The following is an 18477-nucleotide window of genomic DNA, read 5'->3' on the forward strand; positions in this document are numbered from 1 at the left end:
GCTCGCTGCCGCATCTCGAACAACGCCGTCCGGTCGCCCGGCCTGGCCCGTCGTGCCGCCGCGTCGTCCGGGAATCGGCTTGCGGCGGGCAGGAGTCAGGGATTCCCGCGGACACGCGCGGCGGTGCGCCGAACGGGTTAGGGAAGCCCCCGCCCCCGCGCAGGTCCGGGTCAGTCCCGGTCCGGGTACGGCCAGGGGTTCGTCTCGCACAGCGCGCCGTCCGTGGTGAGGGAGAGCGTCTGCTGCATCATGACGGGCGCGCGCGCCCCGTCCCGTACGCAGGGGGCGTGCAGGTGCCCGAGCCGGTGGCCCACCTCGTGGTTGATGAGCATCTGGCGGTAGCCGAGGATGTCGTCGCCGTAGGTGGTGGAGCCCTGGGCCCACCGGAAGGCGTTGACGAGGACGCGCTCGGTCAGGCCGGAGTCGCAGGAGACGTTGTCGACGGTGGTGTCGAAGCCCGACATGGCGCACCACTCCCCCGTGGTGCCGGGGCTGGCGAGGGTGACGGCGAATTCGGCGGGCCCGGCCGGGACGCGCTCGAAGGTGCGCCGGCCGGCCTCGCCCCAGCTCCGCGGGTCGTTGAGGGTCTCCTGTACGGCCCGGGCGAAGAGCCGGCCGTCCAGCGGCAGGCCGTCCTCGATGTCGACGCGGTAGCGCACCACCCGGCCCCCGCCCGGGGCGGGGTCGTGACCGGGCACGGTCTCGAACGTGCCGGGCCCCTCCAGGTCGGCGGGGACCGGGTACGTCTCACCCATCCGCCGCCGGTACATCAGGTCCCCGAGCGCGGGCATGTCCAACGAGCCGCCGATGGCGAAGCCGGAGCTGTGCGGCAGCCCGGAGGCCGGCGCGCGGTACGGCACGTGGAAGCCCGACGCGTGCTGCTGCACCTGGAGCGGCGGGGGCTTGGCGTCGTCGGCGGCACCCAGCGGCGTGCGGGTGCGCAGGGCGTCGGGCAGGAGGCTCTGCGGGAGCGCGAAGAGCCAGAGCGCCAACCCGGCGGCGCCGAGGAGCGCGAGCGCCACGGCGCCCGCCGCGATCCGTACCGGCGTGCGCGTACGACCGGCCACCGCTGACCACTCCCCCGCTACTCGAACGGCACCGACAGGCACGCCAGCCGCGCACCCGCCATGCCGGCCTCGCCCGGGTGCGTCGTCGTCGCGTGCTCGTGCACCACGACGGACCGGGCACCGCCGGGGCGGAACCGCCAGTCCTGGCGGGTCGTGGTGTGGGCCTTGCCCCGGTGGTCGGTGGTGAAGTCGAGCCACACCTCGTTCTCGGCGTTGGCGTACGCGGGGTCGACGGAGGGCTGCACGGGGTCCCGCACGTCCTGGTAGTGCGGCCCGGCGTCGTCCGGGGCGGCGCCGCACGGCCGGGTGTGGACGTGTGCGCCGTACGTACGGCCGGGCAGCAGGCCGGTCAGGCTCAGCCGGAGGCGCGTCCCGCCGTCCCGGGCCACCTCCACCACCGTGATGCCGGCGCCCGCGGGCACCAGCGCCGTGTCGTACGTCAGCCCGTCGTCCGGCTCGGCGTTGGCCGGCGGCAGGAAGTACGCGTCGCGCGCGACGGCCCGGAGCCCGTCGCCCGCCGGCGCCGCCGCCGGGGCGGGGCCGACCGCCCCGGTCGCCAGCAGCGCCACCGCCGCGGGTACCGCGGCGAGCGCCGCCCCGGCCCGCCGCCGCACCACCGCCCTCGCGGCCCTCGCCGCTCCCGCCACCGCCTGCATCGCCACCACTCCTCGCCGCCGCTCCGCGCGCCTGCACGTACGCCTCCACCCTGGCGGCGAGGGCGGGGGCAGACGTGTCGTACGCGCGTGGCGTCCGGGTGACGCGGAACGCGGCCGGGCCGGGCGCCGTGCCGGGCCCGGCGCGCGGCTACTTGCCGCGGTGCGGGGCGGCGGAGCCGCCGCGGTTCCAGGTCAGGCAGCCCGTGCTGCGGACGTATTCGCCGTGGTGGACCGTGAGGTGCGTCGGTCCCCAGGTGGAGCCGCTGATGATCGGGATCAGTTCGCCGCCGTTGTCGCCCAGCCGCGACCACCGGCAGCCGCCGGGAGAGCCGTCGGAGCCCTTCGTCGCGTACGTACCGGCAGCGACGGCGCCGCCGACGAAGACCGTGCCGTTGTCGAAGGACGTGCCGAGCCGGTGCCCGTCGCCGGCGGAGCGGTGCGACAGGCGCTCCTCGTCGCCGGAGTCCCCGGGCGGCTGCTCGCCGTGCTTCGCCGACTCCCGCGGGCTGCTCTGCCGTTCGGCGGCCTGCTCCTTCCCCGCCTGCTCCTCGGGCTGCTCCTCGGACTCGGCGGCCTCAGCGGCGCTGTCCCGTACGGCCGACTTGGCATCGCTGACCGGTTCGGTTCCGCCCGTCGTCAGCATGGCGGCCACCACTCCCGTCACCACCATGAGGGCGCACGCGGCTCCGATCGCCCAGCGGTTGCCCAGGAACCGCTGTACCAGCGGCAGGTCAAGGAATTTCGTGAGTTTCTTCATGGCCCCATCGCTCGCATGCATAAAGTGGATGATTAGCTACATAACCTACTTTTCGCATGCGTCATCCGGGCCCCGGACCGGCCGCGCCACGGTGCGCATCACCGCATTGGCGCAGAGAACGCGGACAACTCCGTGCGGCACCCGCCGGTGTCGGCGCTCTCTGCCCACGGAAGGGGATCAAGCCCGGCGAGTACCGCACGGAGGCTTCACCCCGGCTCGGCGGCGCGGCGTCGGCCGCGGCGGATATGCAGGGCATGGCCGGGTCCTTGGGAAGCGGTGCCTGGCGCGGCATCCGGGGGGCGGAAGAGGACTTGCTGCTGGTTCGAGGAAAGCGGGGAATGCGGCGCGGTGCAGCTCCATGCCCCGCCCGTACGGACCGCGACAGCGCCCGCTCCGCCCGCGGATCGCCGCGTCCGCCCAGCTCAGGGCGGCGCGGACGGCGCGGCACGGCGTACACCGGGGCGTACCCCGTCCGGGTGAAAAGGGCCCGCACGGCGGCCCGAAAGGGTATGCGGCCGGTCGGGTGTCCGGGCGCGGACGGGCTCGGCGGTTACGGTCCGGCGACGACCGCCCGTGCCATGATCACGACCGTTTCTCGGCGCCTATTTCGCGGGGGAAGAGATGTCAGCGCGGATCCGTACGGTGGTGTGCGTCGTGCTCGCCGGAATCGCCCTCGGCTGCCCGCCCCCGGCCGGCGCCGGGGACGCGGAGCACGGACGGGCGGATTCCGGGGCACCCGCCGCGGCGCCGTTCTGGGTCGACCCCGAGTCCGCCGCCGCCCGGCAGGTGCGGAAGTGGCGGCGGGAGGGGCGCGGCGAGGACGCGGAGTTGCTCGAGCGGATCGCCGGGCGGCCGGGGGCCACGTGGCCGGGCTGGGAGGACCCGCGCGCCGACGTGGCGCGGGCCGTCGCGGGCGCGGCGGAGGCGGGCGGCCGGGCCGTGCTCGTCGCGTACAACATCCCGCACCGCGACTGCGGCCAGCACTCCGCCGGCGGCGCGGTCGACGCCGCGGCGTACCGCGCCTGGATCGGCGCGTTCGCGGACGCGATCGGGGACGGCCCCGCGCTGGTGGTCCTGGAGCCGGACGCCGTGGCGCACATGGTGGCGGGCTGCACGCCGCCGGAGTACCACGCGGAGCGCCTGGAACTGCTGTCCGGCGCGGTCTCCCGGCTCAAGCAGCACCCGGGGACGGAGGTTTACCTCGACGCCGGGCACTCCAACTGGATCTCCAACGTGGGCGACGTCGCCCGGTCGCTGCGCGCCGCCGGCGTCGACCGGGCCGACGGCTTCGCGCTGAACGTGTCCAACTTCCAGACCACCGAGTCGGAGATCCGCTACGGGCGCCGGCTGTCGGAACTGCTGGGCGGTGCGCGGTTCGTCATCGACACCAGCCGCAACGGCAACGGCCCGCTGCGCGGCGGCGCGGCGGACGCGTGGTGCAACCCGCCCGGCCGCGCGCTGGGGCGCCCGCCGACGACGCGCACGGGAGTCGAGGGCGTGGCCGCGTACCTGTGGATCAAGCGGCCCGGGGATTCCGACGGCACCTGCCGCGGCGGCCCGCCGGCGGGCCGGTGGTGGCCGCGGTACGCGCTGGGCCTGGCCCGTGCCACCGCGGCCAACGACCGCGAGGCGAGCGGCGGCTGACCGCGGCGGCGCTGTCGGGGGCGCGGGCGTGCCCAAGGGGCGCTTTAGCGCACGTGCTTTTACTTTCAGTGTCCGCGTGAACGCCATGGGTAATCAACGCGTGATCCAGTGGCGCCCCCCTCGCCCGGATCCGCTCGCCGCCCCTCTCGGAGGTGTCCCTGGTGGAATTCACCGACACGCCCCTGGCCCCGGCCTGCGCCCGGGTGTTCGCCTCCGGCCTGCACGTCGCCGGAGGAGTCGGCCTGGGCAACAGTTGCTTGCGCTCGCGGTTACCGGACGCGGGGCCCTCACCGGCGGAAGGGAAGGTGCAGCGTGTTCGCCCATGAGCTGGCCGCGGCCGGGCTGCGCGGCGGCCGGGCGGAGCCCGCGTACGCCGCCTGCGGGCGGTACTTGAGGCGCCGCAGCTCCGCGGCGTTCCCCGTTGCGCGCTTCCTGCTGCCGCCCGGCAAGCGCCCGTACTACGACGCGATGCTCGCGTTCTGCGGGTACGCGGACGACGTCCTCGACACCACCGAGCAGGGCCTGCACGAGCGCGCCGAGCGGTTCGACGCCCTGCGCCACGAGGCGCTGCGCCGGATCGGCACGGGTGCCGCCGCGACCGCGGGCACCGGCGCCGGCCCGGTGACCGCGGAGGCGGTGCTGATCTGCCGGGCACTGGCCCACACGGTGCGCACCTGGGACATGGATCCGGAGGGGGTCCGGCGCTTCCTGCGGACGCTGCGCACGGACCTCGACACCAGCTCGTACGCGACGTTCGAGGATCTGGAGCTGTACATGCGCTCCGTCAGCGGGGACATGAGCATCTGGGTCAACACGCTGCTCGAACCGGTGGACGACGAGGCCACGGTGAAGGCCATCGCCCTGGGCTACGGGGTCTACATGCTGGAATTCCTCGACGACATCGCCGAGGACGCCGCGCTGGGCCGCGTCTACCTCCCCCTCGCCGACCTCGAACGCCACGGGCTGAGCCGCCAGGACCTCACCACCGCGGCCGCCCGGCAGCGGATGACCCCGCCGTTGAAGGACGCCGTCCGCTACGAGGCGGACCGGGTGCGGCGCTTCTTCCGGCTGGCGGACGGCTGGCACCGCCACGTCCACCCGTCAGGGCAGGAACTGCCGCGGCAGTACCTGGAGCTGGGCCGTACGGTGCTGGCCGAGCTGATCCGCGACGACTACGACATCTTCCAACGCCGCCGCAGCACCCGCCTGCTGTGCACGGCGCGCGCTGGCGGCACGACGGCGCGCTCGTACCTGCGCACCCTCCGGCACCGCCGCGCGCACCCCCACCGGATCCCGACCATCCCCGGGCAGCGGGCGGGCGGGGACGGGCAGGGCCCGTAGCGCGCCGGGGCCCGCAGCGCCGGGCCCACGCGAACGCCCGGCCGGTGGGACCGGCCGGGCGCGGCGGCGGGGGCGAGCCCGCGGGGTCACCGCGGGCAGAAGGGAATCTGGTCCAGGTTCAGCACGTAGCGGGCGGACATGTAGCCGTGGCCGCCGCCGTGCACCGGCACGCGGTACCACCTGTTGTTGCCCAGCACGTTCTGGCCGATCACCTTGCACTGGATGCGGACGATCGTCCCGGAGTCCGCCCATCCCAGGATGTCGCTGCGCGTCGTCGGCTTGGCCCGCTTGTAGACGACGCTGTTGCCGAGCACCTTGCCCCGGTACGGGTAGTGGTTGGCCTCGGCGACCGGCGCGGACTCGGCCCTCTGCCCCTCGGAGTCGGCTGCGGCGAGCGACGGCGTCGCGGCGAGCGCACCGAGGGTCAGGGCGGCGGTGGCCACCAGGGCGGCGGCAGCCTTGCGGATCGACATCGGGGATCTCCTTTCGCGGTGCTACGCACCAGAGCGGGGAGGAACGTGAGAACCGTAGGAGAAGCCGGTCGCGGCACCGCCCTATTGCGGTCAGACACACCCAACTGCCCCCCGTCCAGCCCAATCCGGGCGGGACCGTGGGCCACGGGTCCGTACGTCCGTGGCTGTTTCCGTGGTCGGCACGGAGGCGATCCGCGGTGTCCGGGGGCGAGGCTGTGATCACACGAGCGGCCCGGCGGGTGACCGGGCCGGATAAGGACAGGAGTGATCATGGGCAGCAGTGGGACCGGGGCGTACGAGACATTCTCGGCCGAGGAGCGGGCCGCGATGAAGGAGCACGCCCGGGAGCAGAAGAAGGCGGCGCGGCGGGGTTCGCGGGCGGACAAGGCGGCGGAGGCACTGCGGGACGTGCTCGCGAAGATCGCGGAGATGCAGGACTCCGACCGGGTCATGGCCGAGCGCGTCCACGCAGTGGTCACGGCGGCGGCGCCGGAGCTGGCGCCGAAGACCTGGTACGGCATGCCCGCGTACGCGCGGGACGGCAAGGTCGTCTGCTTCTTCCAGAGCGCGGGGAAGTTCAACGCGCGCTATGCGACGCTCGGGTTCAGCGATCTGGCGAACCTGGACGAGGGCACGATGTGGCCGGCGGGGTTCGCGCTGACCGAGGTGACGGACGAGGTGGAGGCGCGGATCGCGGCGCTGGTGAAGCAGGCGGTCAGCTAGCCGGGCGCGCCGTCACGGGGCCGAGGCCCAGGGCGGTCAGGGCCGCCGTGCCCGCGGCGCCGTGGTCGCCGCCGGCGAGCAGCAGGGTGCGGGCCGCCTGGTACGGGCTCCCCGCCGCCTCGAACGCCGCGGCCAGGCCCGGCAGCCGCGGCAGGTCGCCGTCGAGCAGCGCCTCGGCCCGGTCCACCTGCGCGGCGGCGACCGGGTTGCCGGCGACGACGGCGCGGGCCGCGGTGATCCGGCCGCGGGCGTCCGGGTGGCCGGCGAGCACCGCCGCCTCCGCGCGCAGCGCGACGTACCAGTGCAGCCAGATCCAGCACACCCACTTCCACACCTCGTCCGGCTCGGGCGCGACCCGCTCCAGCGCGCCCTGCGCGTCGCCGTGGTGAAGCAGGACGGTGGCGTCGAAGACCGCGCCGTAGCCGTGCCGGTGCTCGGTCGTGGTGTCCGCCCGGGCGGCGAGGGAAAGCCAGAGCGCGCGGGCGTCGTCGTCGCCGCGCAGCCCGTGGACCATGGCCACGGAGGCGGCCCCGGCGGCGACGGAGAGCGACTGCTGCCCGCCGCTGTGCTCGAAGGAGTCGCGGAACCGCACGGCGTGGGCGAGGGCTTCGCCGGCGTGGCCCGCGAAGGCGTCGGCGACGAGCAGCCAGGCGGTGGCGTGGTGGCCGGCTTCGGCGAGCAGCGGGTGGTCGGCGAGCTGACTGCCCCAGCGGCGGGCGCGGTCCAGCTCGCCGGCGCCGACCGCGGTGCCGGCGGCCATGGCGAGGGCGTCCATCCGCTCGTGGGTGGCGGCTGGGGTGGGCGGCAGAGGCGCCAGCGCCTCGGTCCTGCGGCGGGTGGCGGCCGCCGTGGCGAAGGCGTCGCCCGCCCAGCTCAGGGCGCCGGACAGGGCGTCGAGGGCGGCGGACTCCGTGACCGGGTCTCCCGCGCGGCGGGCCAGCTCGACGGCGTGTTCCACCCGCTCGACCGTCCGGTCCACGGCGTTGTCCGCGTCCCCCTGCACGGCGCCGTAGGCGTCGCTGACCACCGCCGCCTCGGCCAGCGCGACGGCAGCGCCCGCGCGTGGGTCGTCGCCGGCCAGGTCGCGGGCGCGGGCGAGCACGGCCGTGACCTCGGCGACGGCGGGAAGCCGGGTGAAGGACGTGGAGAAGCGGTACGCGGCGGTGGCGGCCTCGGCGAGGTCGCGGCCGGCGCCGGCGCGGTCGCCCGCGCGCTCGGCGGCCTCGGCGGCGGCGCGGTGCAGCCGGTACATGTCGTCGCCGAGCCGCCGGCAGCCGGCCACCGCCGCGGCGTGCCGCAGCGCGACCGCGGCGCCCGCGCCGTCGTCGGCGAGCGCGGCGGCCTGCTCGTACCGCTGCTGGGCCTCGCCGGGCAGGTTGCGGGTGAACGCCAGCCCGGCCAGCGACAGGGCGAGCCGGTGGGCGTCGGCCCGCAGCTCCGGTTGGGCGGCGGCCCAGCCGAGCGCGGCCCGCATGTCCTCGGCGAGGTCGTCGAAGCGGGCGCGCCAGTCCGGGCCGACGGTGCCGGTCAGCGCGGTGGCGGCGGCGCCGCACCAGCCGAGGTGGCGGGTGCGTACGTCGGTCTGCTCGCCGGCGGCGGCGAGCCGCTCCGCGCCGTACTGGCGGATGGTCTCCAGCGCCCGGTAGCGGGTGCCGGTCGCGGACGGGGTGACGGCGAGGAGGCTCTGCTCGGCGAGCCGGCCGAGGCCGTCGGCGACGGCGGAGGCGTCCTCGGGTCCTTCCCCGGCGACCTCGGCCGCCGCGGCGGCGGTGAACGGGGCGACGAACACCGAAACCCTGCGCAGCAGCGCCTGGTCCTGCGGCCGGAGCAGGTCGTGGCTCCAGTCGAGGACGGCGCGCACCGAGCGGTGGCGGTCGTCGGCGCGGGCGCCGCCGCTGAGGATCCGCAGCTGGTCGCCGAGGCCTGCGGTCAGGCCGTCGAGCCCGAGGGTGGCCCAGCGGGCGGCGGCCAGCTCGATGGCCAGGGCCATGCCGTCGAGGCGTTCGCAGACGGCGACGACGCCCGCGCTCGCGCCGGGTCCCGGCGGCCAGCCGACGGCCGCGGCGCGGTCCATGAACAGGGCCACGGCGTCGGACTCGTCGCCTCCGGCGCGCGACAGCGGGGGCACCGGGACGGCGCGCTCGAAGGGCACCACGAGGCGGGCCCGGCTGGTGGCGAGCACGCGCAGCCGGGGGCACGCGGCGAGCAGCCGCTCCAGGAACGGCGCGACCCCGTCGCGTACGTGCTCGCAGTTGTCCAGTACGAGCAGCGCGTCGTGGTCCGCGAGCGCGGCCAGCACGGCGTCGTCCACGTCGCGCGCGGGCTGCTCGCCGACGCCCACGGCGGCGGCGACCGCGGCGCCCACCCGCGCCGGGTCGGCGACGGGGACCAGGTCGGCGAACCACACGCCGTCGGGGAACTCGCCGGCCAGCTCGCCGGCGACCGCGAGCGCGAGCCGCGTCTTGCCCACGCCGCCGGGGCCGACGGCGGTGACCTGCCGGTGTGCCCGTACCGCCGCGGCCAGCTCCGCGCGCTCGCGGGCGCGGCCGACGAAGGCCGTCAGCGGCGCGGGCAGGGCGGGCCGGGGGCCGGCCTGTCCGGTGGCGCGGGCGGAGGCGGCGGCGTGCCGGGCGAGGGCGCGCCGGTCGGGCAGTTGCAGCTTGCGCAGCAGCGAGGAGACGTGCGATTCGACGGTGCGTACGGAGATGAAGAGGCGCCCGGCGATCTCGGCGTTGCTCAGGTGCTCGCCGAGGAGCGCGAGGACTTCGGCTTCGCGGGCGGAGATCGACGGGGTGGCCACGTCCTCATTATCCGCGACGCTCCGCGGTGTTCTCCGTGGTCAGCACGGAGGCGGTCCGGGGGTGCGCGGGACGAGGCTGGGTGGCCACGGCGATCGGGCCGGTGCGGCGCACCGGCCGGATCGTATACGAGCCCACGAGGACCAGGAGCGCGAGATGATCGCACCCACGCACCCCGCCGAGCCCCGGACCCGCGCGCGGCGGCGCCGGGACACCGAGCACCGGCTCGCCCACGACGTGGACGTCTGGGTGGCCAGTGCGGCGCCGGACGGGACGCCGTACCTCGTACCTCTGTCGTTCTCCTGGGACGGCGCCGCGGTGTGGGTCGCGACGCCGGCGGGGAGCCCGACCGGCCGGAACCTCGCCGCCACCGGTGTCGCGCGGCTGGCGCTCGGGCCCACCCGGGACGTCACGGTGATCGACGGCGGGGTCGAGGTCTTCGAGCTGGACGCGCTGCCGCGGGAGCACGGAGACCGCTTCGCGGCCCGCGCCGGCTTCGACCCGCGCGGCGCCGCCGGCCCGTACCGCTGGTTCCGGATCACCCCGCGGCGGATCCTGGCCTGGCGCGAGGTGAACGAGCTGAAGGGGCGCGAGCTGATGCGCGACGGCCGCTGGCTGGACTGACACCGAGCCGGGCTGTGTCGCGCTTCACACCCTCCGGCGCGGGGGCATGGAACAACCGGAGGTCACCTCCCGTTGAAGACGGTGTGGGTACGGAGGGAACAGTGTCCCCGGGCCTCACCTCTCGCCCGTGGGGAAGATCGTTCGGCTGAAGCCCCACGGAGCCTTTCGCCGCGAGGCGACCGCCCTCCGTATCCGCCCCAGACCGCCCCGGTCGGATCCCCCCTCCGACCGGGGCTCCCTCTTTCCCCGGTCCGCGTACGGTAGTTCCCCCACCGCGCACCGCACGCACCCACGCGGCGGGCGGCCGCCGGCCGGGTCGCTACGCGCCCGGGTCCTTCTCCTCGCCGATGGGGTCGGGCACGGCGATGTCCGCCAACTGCCGCCGCAGCGCCTCCTCCTGGTCCGTCAGCGGGACGTCCGGGAGCAGCCGCTCGGGGTGACCGGAGACGGGACCCGTCGGGGGCGGCGGCGGAACGGGCGGTGGCGGCGGGATGAAGAACCACACCCGGCCGAGGGCGGTCAGGGCCTCCTGCAGCACACGCTGCAGCCAGGCAAGGGCAGGAACCATCCGAGGAGAGTGTTACGCGGCGCCAAAGTCCCGCCAAAATCTCGCTGCCCCGCTCACCCCCGCGCGGCCGGCGGGACCACGATGGGGGACCCGCGGGCGCGCCCGGGGGCTCACGCGTCGTCCGGTACGCCCGCGTTCACTCCCGCGGACCCTGGGGCGGCGCTCGCGGACCGCTGCGATTGTCCCAGGGGATGTATACTCCGCAGCATCACAACAAGGCCAGGATGAACGATGCAAAACGGACCTACGCATTATCTCGCCGCCTGAGAAAACCCGGCCTTGCGTAACCAAACCTGACCTGTGAAACTACTAACCGAATACGCGGTACGGCACTTCCCCTGAGTGCCGTATGACCTGGACTTGCTCAAGGTGCAATTGTTTCGACGAAGAATCGATTGCATCAACGGGAGGTGAGTAATCCGGTATGGCTTTCGTCATCCGTGCGGCCGAATTCGAGGCGCTGCGGTCTGCTTTCTCTCGCTGTCTCCACGGAATGTCGCGCACAATTCTCATCGAAGGCGGCGTGGGTTGCGGCAAGAGTGCGCTATTACACGCCATCACTGAACACGCGGCAGACATGGGCGCGACCGTCCTCAGCGTCCAGGGCAGGAGTACCGCGGCACACCCGCCCATCTCCCTGTTCCAGCAGCTCGTCGCGCAGGTGCCGGCCCCGCCTCCCGGCGAGGTCCCGGCGGGGGCCACCGCCGCGCTCCAGTTCAGCGCCGCGCTGCCGCACGTCGCGGAGAACGGGGCGGTGGTGATCAGCGTCGACGACGTCCAGGACATTCCCTGGTCCGAACTCGACTTCCTGCTGCAGACCGTCAGTTGGCACCGCAGCCGGCGCACGCTCATCCTCCTCTCCCACTGCCCGCACCTGCGCCACCGCGACCAGCCGGTCAAGACCGAGCTGCTGCGGCGGCCCAACGCGCAGCGCATCCACCTGGGTCCGCTGGACGAGCGAGGGGTGCGGGCGGCGGTCACCACGCGCGTCAACAGGCCGCACGAGCAGTGGATCGAGCTGCTGCACCACCTCAGCGGCGGCAGCCCGCTGCTGCTGCGCGCGTTGCTGGAGGATCTGCGCGACGAGGACATGGAGGTCCGGCCGACGGGTGCGGAGACCACGTCGGGGCCGCTGGGCATGTACGGGCGCGCCGTCGTCTCCTGCCTTTACCGCAGCGGCGCCAGCGCCGTGGAACTGGGGCGGCTCATCTCCGTGCTCGGGGATTCCGCGACGCCCGAGCTGTTGTCGGGCATGACCCGTATTTCACCCGCGGTGATGGACCAGCAGTTGGAGGCGCTGCGCGACTCCGGGGTGCTGGACGGTACGAGTTTCCGGCACGGGAGCGCTCCCCGGGAAATTCTTGCGGATCTCGGCACCCTCCAGCGAAACGAACTGCACCGGCGCGCGGCCGTCGTCCAGAACAATGCGGGCAGTCCCACCACCGAAGTGGCCCGCCACCTTCTCGCCGCCCGGCACGCCGCGGAGGCGTGGCAGCGCTCCGCGCTGCGCGACGCCGCGGAGACGGCCATCGGCCAGGAGAAAATCCGGCTGGCCGTCAGGTATCTCGAACTGGCGCTGGAGAACAGCCCGAACACCCCGGACCGTATCGAGATATACCTGCGCCTGGCGCTCATCACCCAGCGCATCAGCCCCGCGGCCACCGAAATCCGGCATCTGACCGCGCTGCTCAGCGCGTTCCATTCGGACAAAATGCCCAGCACGGCGTACGACGGACTCGCCGACCTGCTCTTCAGCTACGGCAAGATCCAGGAGGCGTTCGCCGTACTGCGGCGCCAGGGCGCCGAGTCGAGCGCCGCCGACGTCCGCGCCGGCGACCACCCCAGCATCGCGTGGCTGTGGGCCTGGTACAGCCACCACACCGACCAGCCACAGGACGACGGGCAGGCCCCGCGGCTCCCGCCGCCCGACGGCGGCGGGGCGGGCCCGTACGGGGCGACCGCCCTGTTCCAGACCTTCGAGGGGTCGTTCCTCTTCGGCGAGCGCGGCGACTGGGCCGCCGCCGCCGAGAACCTGCTGGAGGTCTCGACCCTCTCCGACTCCACGGTCTGGTCGATGGCCTGCGCCATCAAGGCCCTCGTCATCGCCGACCGGCTCGAAACCGCCTGGCAGTGGTGCGAGTGGCTGGTCAAGGAGTCGGCGACCCGGGACGCACCGGGCTGGCAGGCCGTCTTCTCGCTGCAGCAGGCGACGGTCGCGCTGCGGCAGGGCAAGCTGGCGGCGGGCCTGGACTGCATCCGGCTGGTGGAGACCGTCATCACCGAGCGCAGTTCGGGGTACGCGTGCGCGGTCGAGACCGTACTCGCCGCCACGCACATGGAGATGGGGCGCTACGACGAGGTGGCGCGGGTGTTCGCCAAGCCGATTCCCCCCGCGTGGGAGAAGAGCATCTACTGGCTGAGCTACCTGTGCGTCCGCGGCTCCTTCCATCTCGCCACGAACAGGCCGCACTCGGCGCTCGCCGACTTCCTGCGGATCGGGAAGGTGGCCGAGCGCACCCTCGTCGACCACCCCACGCTCGTGCCGTGGCGGCTCTACGTCGCCGAGGCGTGGCTGCACCTGGGCGACGAGCAGATGGCCGCCCGCATGCTCGACGAGCACACCGCGCGCGACCCGGGCCACGGCGGCCGCAACCACGCGATGGTGCTGCGGCTGCGGGCCCGGCTCGCGCCGCCGCACAGGCGCGTCGGCCTGCTGTTCCGCGCGATGGACGAACTCCTCGCCTCCGGCGACCGGTTGGAGCAGGCGCGTACGCTGCACGAACTCGGCGCGGCGCTGCGGGGGCTCGGCCACGACTCCTGGGCGGCCAGGGCCCGGGCGGCGGCCGCGCACATCGCCCGCAACTGCCTGCCCGACCAGGCCGTGGCGCGCTCACCGGCGCCGGAGCGGGTGGGCAGGCCCGGGCCGGCGGCGGTGAGCGCGGTGGGCACACCGTGCCCCGTCGGCCAGAAGCTGCTGACCCGGGCGGAGCACCGGGTCGCCGCGCTGGTGGCGAAGGGGCTGACCAACCGCCAGGTCGCGGGCAGGCTGCACATCACGGTCAGCACGGTCGAGCAGCACCTCACCCGCATCTACCAGAAACTCGGCATCGGCCAGCGCGCCGACATCGGGCAGCGGCTGAAGAGCCTGCCGGCCTGAGCGGGCATCCCGTACGGGCGCGGAGGGGCACCTCCGCGCCCGTACGCCTTTAGCGGTTCTTTGTCCGCCTTCAACCGGCGTCGATAGCCTGGGAGATGACAAACGAGTCGGAGTGCTCAAGGTGCGCTTTCCTCCGTGTGCCGGCCTCTCGCACCCGGGAGAGCGCGGGAAGGCGTGGCCCCGGTGCCCACACAGATACCGTTCGACGAGACGTGGCTGCGCCGCTTCGGCACGGCCCGGCAGCCGGACGTGCGGCTCGTCTGTCTGCCCCACGCGGGCGGCGCGGCGACCACGTTCTTCCCGCTGCAGCGGGAACTGCCGCCGTCCGTCGAGTTCGTGGCCGTGCAGTACCCGGGCCGGCAGGACCGCCGCCAGGAGCAGCCGCTGCGCGACGTCCGCACCCTCGCGGACCGCGTGGCGGCCGTGCTCGAACCGCTGACCGATCTGCCGATGGTCCTCTTCGGGCACAGCATGGGCGCGGTCGTCGGCTTCGAGACCGCCGCCCGCCTGGAGGAGAAGGGCGCCAACGCGCCCATCGGCCTGGTCGCCTCGGGCCGGCACTCGCCGGCGACGCCGCGCGTGGAGAACGTGCACCAGCGCGACGACGACGGCCTCATCGCCGAGATCACCACGCTGAGCGGCACCGACCCGCAGATCCTGGCCGACCCGGACATGCGGGCCATGATCCTGCCGGCGCTGCGCGCCGACTACACCGCCGTGGAGACGTACGAGTACGACCGCGGCTTCGTGCTGCGCTGCCCGATCAGCGTCTTCACGGGCACCTCGGACCCGCGGGTGACCGAGCACGAGGCGGCGGCCTGGGAGTCGCTGACCTCCGGCGCGTTCCGCATCGAGCGGTTCCCCGGCGGCCACTTCTACCTCGAAGGTGCGGAGCGGGCCGTCGCGACCGCCCTCATGCGCGACGTCCGGGCGTTCTCGGCCACGACCGCGACGCCGCCCCGTTGACCCATCCCCGAAAGGTAGTGCGCACTCCATGACGACCATCGACGATCTTGTGGTGCTGATCCGTGACGAACTGGGGCTGCCGGTGTCCGTCAAGGACGCCGACCGGCCTCTGGACGAGATCGCCGGCTGGGACTCGGTGCACCTGCTCTGGCTGACGGCGGCGATCGAGCGCCGCACCGGCCGCAGCGTGTCGCTGCCGGACCTGCTGGAGGCCGGCAGCCTCAACGGCATCCACAAGGCGGCGGTCGCGGCGTGAGCGTCGCCCGCTTCCCCGCCGAGCGCCGCCACACGCTCTACCACTGCGACGAGATACGGGAGACGGCGCCGGTCTTCCTCGACACCGAGGTGGACATGAGCCGGGTGCAGGAGCACCGGGCGGCCGCCCGGCGCGACGGCCGCCGGTACTCGGTCGTCTCGTACGTCCTGCGCGCCTCCGGCAGCGTGCTGGCCCGGCACCCGGACGCCAACGCGGCCATCCGCGGCCGGCTCCGCCCCAAGGTCGCGCGCTACGCGACCGTCGGCGGCAAGGTGACGCTCGACAAGACGCTGGGCGGGCGCCGCGTGGTGCTGTCCTCCGTCGTGCCGGGGCTGGAGCGGTCGAGCCTGGACGACGTGCAGCAGCACGTGGACCGGCTGCGCGACGGAGACCCCGAGTCCATGCCGGAGTTCGAGGCGGTCCGCAAGCTGCACCGGCTGCCCGTGCCCGTCGGCCGCACCCTGTTCCGGCTGGCGACGCGGTCGTTCGCGCACCGCCCGGAGCTGCGGGGCACCGTGGCCGTCACCTCGCTGGGCCACCGCGCGGTGGACAGCTTCCATTCGGTCGGCGGCACGACAGTCACGCTGGGCCTCGGGCGAATCGTCGACCGCCCGGTGGTCCGGGACGGCACCGTCGCCGTGGCGCCGGTGATGCGGCTGAGCCTCGCCTTCGACCACCGGGTGATCGACGGGGCGGAGGCGGCCGACGTGCTGTCCGAGCTGAAGGACTTCCTGGAGGCGTACGCGCCGGAGACCGCCCCCGAGGCGGCAGGCGCCGGGGAGACGGCCTCCGCCGAGGAGCCGGCCGCGCGGGAGGAGGCCGTGCACGAGGCGGGCGACGCCCGCGACCCGGCCTCGCCCGCCCCGGGGCCCTGACCGCTCCGCACCACTGCCGGGGCTCGCTCCCGGTTCCCGCACCGCCGGCCCGCGTACTCCCGTCGCGGGCCGGCGGCATTTTCGTATACGGGGGTCGGCGGGCGCGGCCACCCGGCCGGGCCGGCCCGACCGGGTCCGACGCCCGGGCCGGGCACGGGAGAACGCCCGGGCCGGGCGCGGGAACTCAGTCCCTGCCCAGCTCCCGGTCGATCATCGCGAACATCTCCTCGTCACTGGCCACGTCCAGCCCGCCGCCGGGCGCTGCGTCCGCCGGGGCGGCGTCCTCTCCCCCGGCCGGGCGGGTGTCCTCGATCTGCCACAGCAGGGCCTTCAGCCGCTTGGCGAGCCTCGCCTGCTCCTGCTCGTCGAACGCGCCCGCGGCCAGCTTCTCCTCCAGCTCGCCGAGGCTCCCGGCACCGGCGTCGGCCGGTTCCGCCGCGGCGGGCGCGCCCGGGAGTTCGCCGTCGATCAGCGCGGCGAGTGCCTCCGCGGTCGGGTTGTCGAAGACGGCGGTGGCGGGCAGCCGGAGGCCGGCCGCGGCGTTGAGCCGGTTGCGCAGCTCCACGGCGGCCAGTGAGTCGAAGCCGATGGTCTTGAACGCGGCGTCGCGCGGCACGGAGTTCGCCGAGCCGTGCCCGAGCACGGCCGCGGCGTGCGTACGGACCAGCCGGACCAGCGCCTCGGCCCGCTCCGCCGCCGGCAGCTCCGTCAGCCGCGCCCCCGAGCCGCCGGACGCGGACGGGTCGTCCGCCGCGGCCGTGCGCCGCGCCGGCCTGACGACCTGCCGGAGCACCGCGGGCACCTCCACGCCCTCCTCGGCGCGCGTGCTCAGCCGCGCCGGCACCACGGCGGCGTCCCCCAGCGCCACGGCCTCGTCCAGCAGGTCGAGGCCCTCGGCGGTGGCCAGCGGCAGGATGCCCGTACGGCTCAGCCGGGCCACGTCCGCGTCGCTGAGATGGCCGGACAGCTCGCTCTCCTCGGCCCAGTAGCCCCAGGCGAGCGAGGCCGCCGGGTGGCCGAGGGCCTGGCGGTGCTGCGCCAGGCCGTCCAGCCAGGCGTTGGCGGCGGCGTAGTTGCCCTGGCCTGCCGTGCCGAGGGTGCCGGCGATGGACGAGAACAGGGTGAAGCCGCTGAGGTCGAGGCCGCGGGTCAGCTCGTCCAGGTGCGCGACCGCGTCCACCTTGGGGGCGAGCACCCGGTCGACGGCGGCGGCGTCGAGCGTCTCTACGGTGCCGTCGGCCGTCACGCCCGCAGCGTGCACGACGGCGGTGAGCGGGTGCTCCGCCGGGACGGCGGCCAGGAGCCGTACGACGTCCTCGCGCCGCGACACGTCGCACGCCGCGACGGTGGCGTCGGCCCCGAGGCCGGCCAGCTCGGCGCGCAGCTCCGCGGCCCCGGGCGCGTCCATCCCGCGACGGCTGGTCAGCAGGAGGTGCCGTACGCCGTGGACGGTCGCCAGATGGCGCGCGACCTGCGCGCCCAGCGCGCCCGTGCCCCCGGTGACCAGCACGGTCCCGGCGGGGTCCGGCGGCGCCGGCACGGTCAGCACGATCTTGCCGACGTGCCGGGCCTGGCTCATGAAGCGGTACGCCTCGGGCGCGCGCCGCACGTCCCAGGTGCGCAGTGGCAGCGGCGTGAGCACGTCCGACTCCAGCAGCGCGACGATCTCGGCGAGCATCTCGCGGATCCGGTCAGGACCAGCCTCCATCAGGTCGAACGCCCGGTACGCGACCCCCGGGTGCCGCTCCGTGACGTCGGCGGCGTCGCGGATGTCGGTCTTCCCCATCTCCACGAACCGGCCGCTCTCACCGAGCAGTTCGAGCGAGGCGTCCACGAACTCGCGGGCCAGCGAGTTGAGGACGACGTCCATGCCCGCGCCGCCGGACGCACGCCGGAACCGCTCGGCGAAGTCGAGGTCGCGCGAGGAGGCGATCCGCTCCTCCGGCAGCCCCAGCTCGCGCAGCAGCCCCTGCTTCGGCGGGCTGGCCGTGGCATACACCTCGGCGCCCCAGTGCCGCGCCAGCTGGACGGCGGCCATGCCGACGCCGCCGGTGGCGGCGTGCACGAGCACCGAGTCGCCCTTCTCCAGCCGGCCCAGGTCGCGCAGGCCGTAGTACGCGGTGAGGAAGACGACGGGCACGGCCGCGGCCTGTGCGAACGTCCAGCCCGCCGGCATCGGGGCGAGCATGCGCCGGTCGGCGACCGCGAGCGGGCCGAAGGAGTGCGGCAACAGGCCCATTACCCGGTCGCCGGGCACGAGGTCCGTGACGCCGGGGCCCACCTCGGTGACGACACCGGCGCCCTCGCTGCCCATGATCTGCTCACCCGGGTACATCCCGAGGGCCATGAGCACGTCGCGGAAGTTGAGTCCGGCGGCGCGCACCGCCACCCGTACGGTCCCGGGGGCGAGGGGCTCCAACGCCTCCGGGGTGGGCAGCAGTCGCAGGGACTCGATGGTCCCGGGGGTGTCGGTGTCCAGCCGCCAGGCGGCGGCGCCGGCGGGCGGGGTCAGCGGCGGATCGTCGCGGAGGCGGGTGATCAGGGGGGTGTGCGGGGTGCCGTGGTGGAGGGT

15 protein-coding genes are annotated in these 18477 nt (G+C 74.8%); 8 read left to right on the forward strand and 7 right to left on the reverse strand.

Translation table 11 applies throughout. The annotated features are described in order from the left end of the window. Nucleotides 1-170: 170 nt before the first annotated feature. The 3 genes from LG396_RS37625 to LG396_RS37640 all read right to left on the reverse strand — a co-directional run bounded on the left by LG396_RS37625 (nucleotide 171) and on the right by LG396_RS37640 (nucleotide 2480). Nucleotides 171-1067 carry a DUF3152 domain-containing protein gene (locus LG396_RS37625; protein WP_225798157.1) on the reverse strand — a complete coding sequence of 299 codons (897 nt, stop codon included), beginning with the start codon at nucleotides 1065-1067 and terminating at the stop codon, nucleotides 171-173. Between the two features lie 17 nt (nucleotides 1068-1084). Continuing rightward, the gene (locus tag LG396_RS37630) at nucleotides 1085-1723 is read right to left on the reverse strand and encodes a superoxide dismutase family protein (RefSeq protein ID WP_263980073.1); all 639 of its coding nucleotides are present in this window, start codon (nucleotides 1721-1723) and stop codon (nucleotides 1085-1087) included. 148 nt (nucleotides 1724-1871) lie between these two features. After that, nucleotides 1872-2480 (reverse strand): Rv1352/Rv1906c domain-containing protein, encoded by a 609-nt coding sequence (locus LG396_RS37640; protein WP_225798143.1) that lies wholly within the window; start codon nucleotides 2478-2480, stop codon nucleotides 1872-1874. 621 nt (nucleotides 2481-3101) lie between these two features. On the opposite strand from LG396_RS37640, the gene LG396_RS37645 reads away from it, so the two are divergent. Both LG396_RS37645 and LG396_RS37650 read left to right on the forward strand, forming a co-directional pair. Further along, entirely contained in the window at nucleotides 3102-4124 is a 1023-nt protein-coding gene (locus tag LG396_RS37645) for a glycoside hydrolase family 6 protein (protein WP_263980070.1), read from the forward strand. A 312-nt stretch (nucleotides 4125-4436) separates the two neighbouring features. Then, nucleotides 4437-5465 carry a phytoene/squalene synthase family protein gene (locus LG396_RS37650; protein ID WP_225798144.1) on the forward strand — a complete coding sequence of 343 codons (1029 nt, stop codon included), beginning with the start codon at nucleotides 4437-4439 and terminating at the stop codon, nucleotides 5463-5465. An 86-nt stretch (nucleotides 5466-5551) separates the two neighbouring features. On the opposite strand, the gene LG396_RS37655 is transcribed toward LG396_RS37650, so the two are convergent. Then, the gene (locus LG396_RS37655) at nucleotides 5552-5938 is read right to left on the reverse strand and encodes an SH3 domain-containing protein (RefSeq protein WP_225798145.1); all 387 of its coding nucleotides are present in this window, start codon (nucleotides 5936-5938) and stop codon (nucleotides 5552-5554) included. 270 nt (nucleotides 5939-6208) lie between these two features. Between LG396_RS37655 and LG396_RS37660 the strand changes: the two genes are divergently transcribed. Then, complete coding sequence (locus LG396_RS37660; protein WP_225798146.1) at nucleotides 6209-6661, forward strand: iron chaperone; 453 nt, start codon at nucleotides 6209-6211, stop codon at nucleotides 6659-6661. Here the strand turns inward: LG396_RS37660 and LG396_RS37665 are convergent. Continuing rightward, nucleotides 6654-9461: an ATP-binding protein gene (locus LG396_RS37665; protein WP_225798147.1), complete on the reverse strand. Its 2808-nt coding sequence runs from the start codon at nucleotides 9459-9461 to the stop codon at nucleotides 6654-6656. The genes LG396_RS37660 and LG396_RS37665 overlap by 8 nt on opposite strands. A gap of 154 nt (nucleotides 9462-9615) precedes the next feature. Here LG396_RS37665 and LG396_RS37670 point away from each other — a divergent pair, with 154 nt between their 5' ends. Continuing rightward, nucleotides 9616-10083 (forward strand): pyridoxamine 5'-phosphate oxidase family protein, encoded by a 468-nt coding sequence (locus LG396_RS37670; RefSeq protein ID WP_225798148.1) that lies wholly within the window; start codon nucleotides 9616-9618, stop codon nucleotides 10081-10083. A 319-nt stretch (nucleotides 10084-10402) separates the two neighbouring features. Here LG396_RS37670 and LG396_RS37675 read toward each other — a convergent pair whose 3' ends face one another. Next, nucleotides 10403-10651, reverse strand: coding sequence for a DUF6059 family protein (locus tag LG396_RS37675; protein WP_225798149.1), 249 nt, complete (start codon nucleotides 10649-10651; stop codon nucleotides 10403-10405). A 424-nt stretch (nucleotides 10652-11075) separates the two neighbouring features. Between LG396_RS37675 and LG396_RS37680 the strand changes: the two genes are divergently transcribed. The 4 genes from LG396_RS37680 (at nucleotide 11076) to LG396_RS39890 (ending at nucleotide 15905) form a co-directional block, all read left to right on the forward strand. Then, nucleotides 11076-13808, forward strand: coding sequence for a LuxR C-terminal-related transcriptional regulator (locus LG396_RS37680; protein ID WP_225798150.1), 2733 nt, complete (start codon nucleotides 11076-11078; stop codon nucleotides 13806-13808). A 174-nt stretch (nucleotides 13809-13982) separates the two neighbouring features. After that, nucleotides 13983-14774, forward strand: a complete 792-nt coding sequence (locus LG396_RS37685) for a thioesterase II family protein (protein ID WP_037752105.1) — start codon at nucleotides 13983-13985, stop codon at nucleotides 14772-14774. A gap of 28 nt (nucleotides 14775-14802) precedes the next feature. After that, complete coding sequence (locus LG396_RS37690; RefSeq protein WP_225798152.1) at nucleotides 14803-15030, forward strand: acyl carrier protein; 228 nt, start codon at nucleotides 14803-14805, stop codon at nucleotides 15028-15030. Next, nucleotides 15027-15905 carry a 2-oxo acid dehydrogenase subunit E2 gene (locus LG396_RS39890; RefSeq protein ID WP_225798153.1) on the forward strand — a complete coding sequence of 293 codons (879 nt, stop codon included), beginning with the start codon at nucleotides 15027-15029 and terminating at the stop codon, nucleotides 15903-15905. The genes LG396_RS37690 and LG396_RS39890 overlap by 4 nt, the downstream gene beginning before the upstream one ends. Before the next feature lie 184 nt (nucleotides 15906-16089). Here LG396_RS39890 and LG396_RS37700 read toward each other — a convergent pair. Next, a partial coding sequence (locus tag LG396_RS37700) for a type I polyketide synthase (RefSeq protein ID WP_225798154.1) occupies nucleotides 16090-18477 on the reverse strand: 2388 nt, incomplete at its 5' end.

The organism is Streptomyces aculeolatus, from assembly GCF_020400605.1.
GTDB lineage: Bacteria > Actinomycetota > Actinomycetes > Streptomycetales > Streptomycetaceae > Streptomyces > Streptomyces aculeolatus.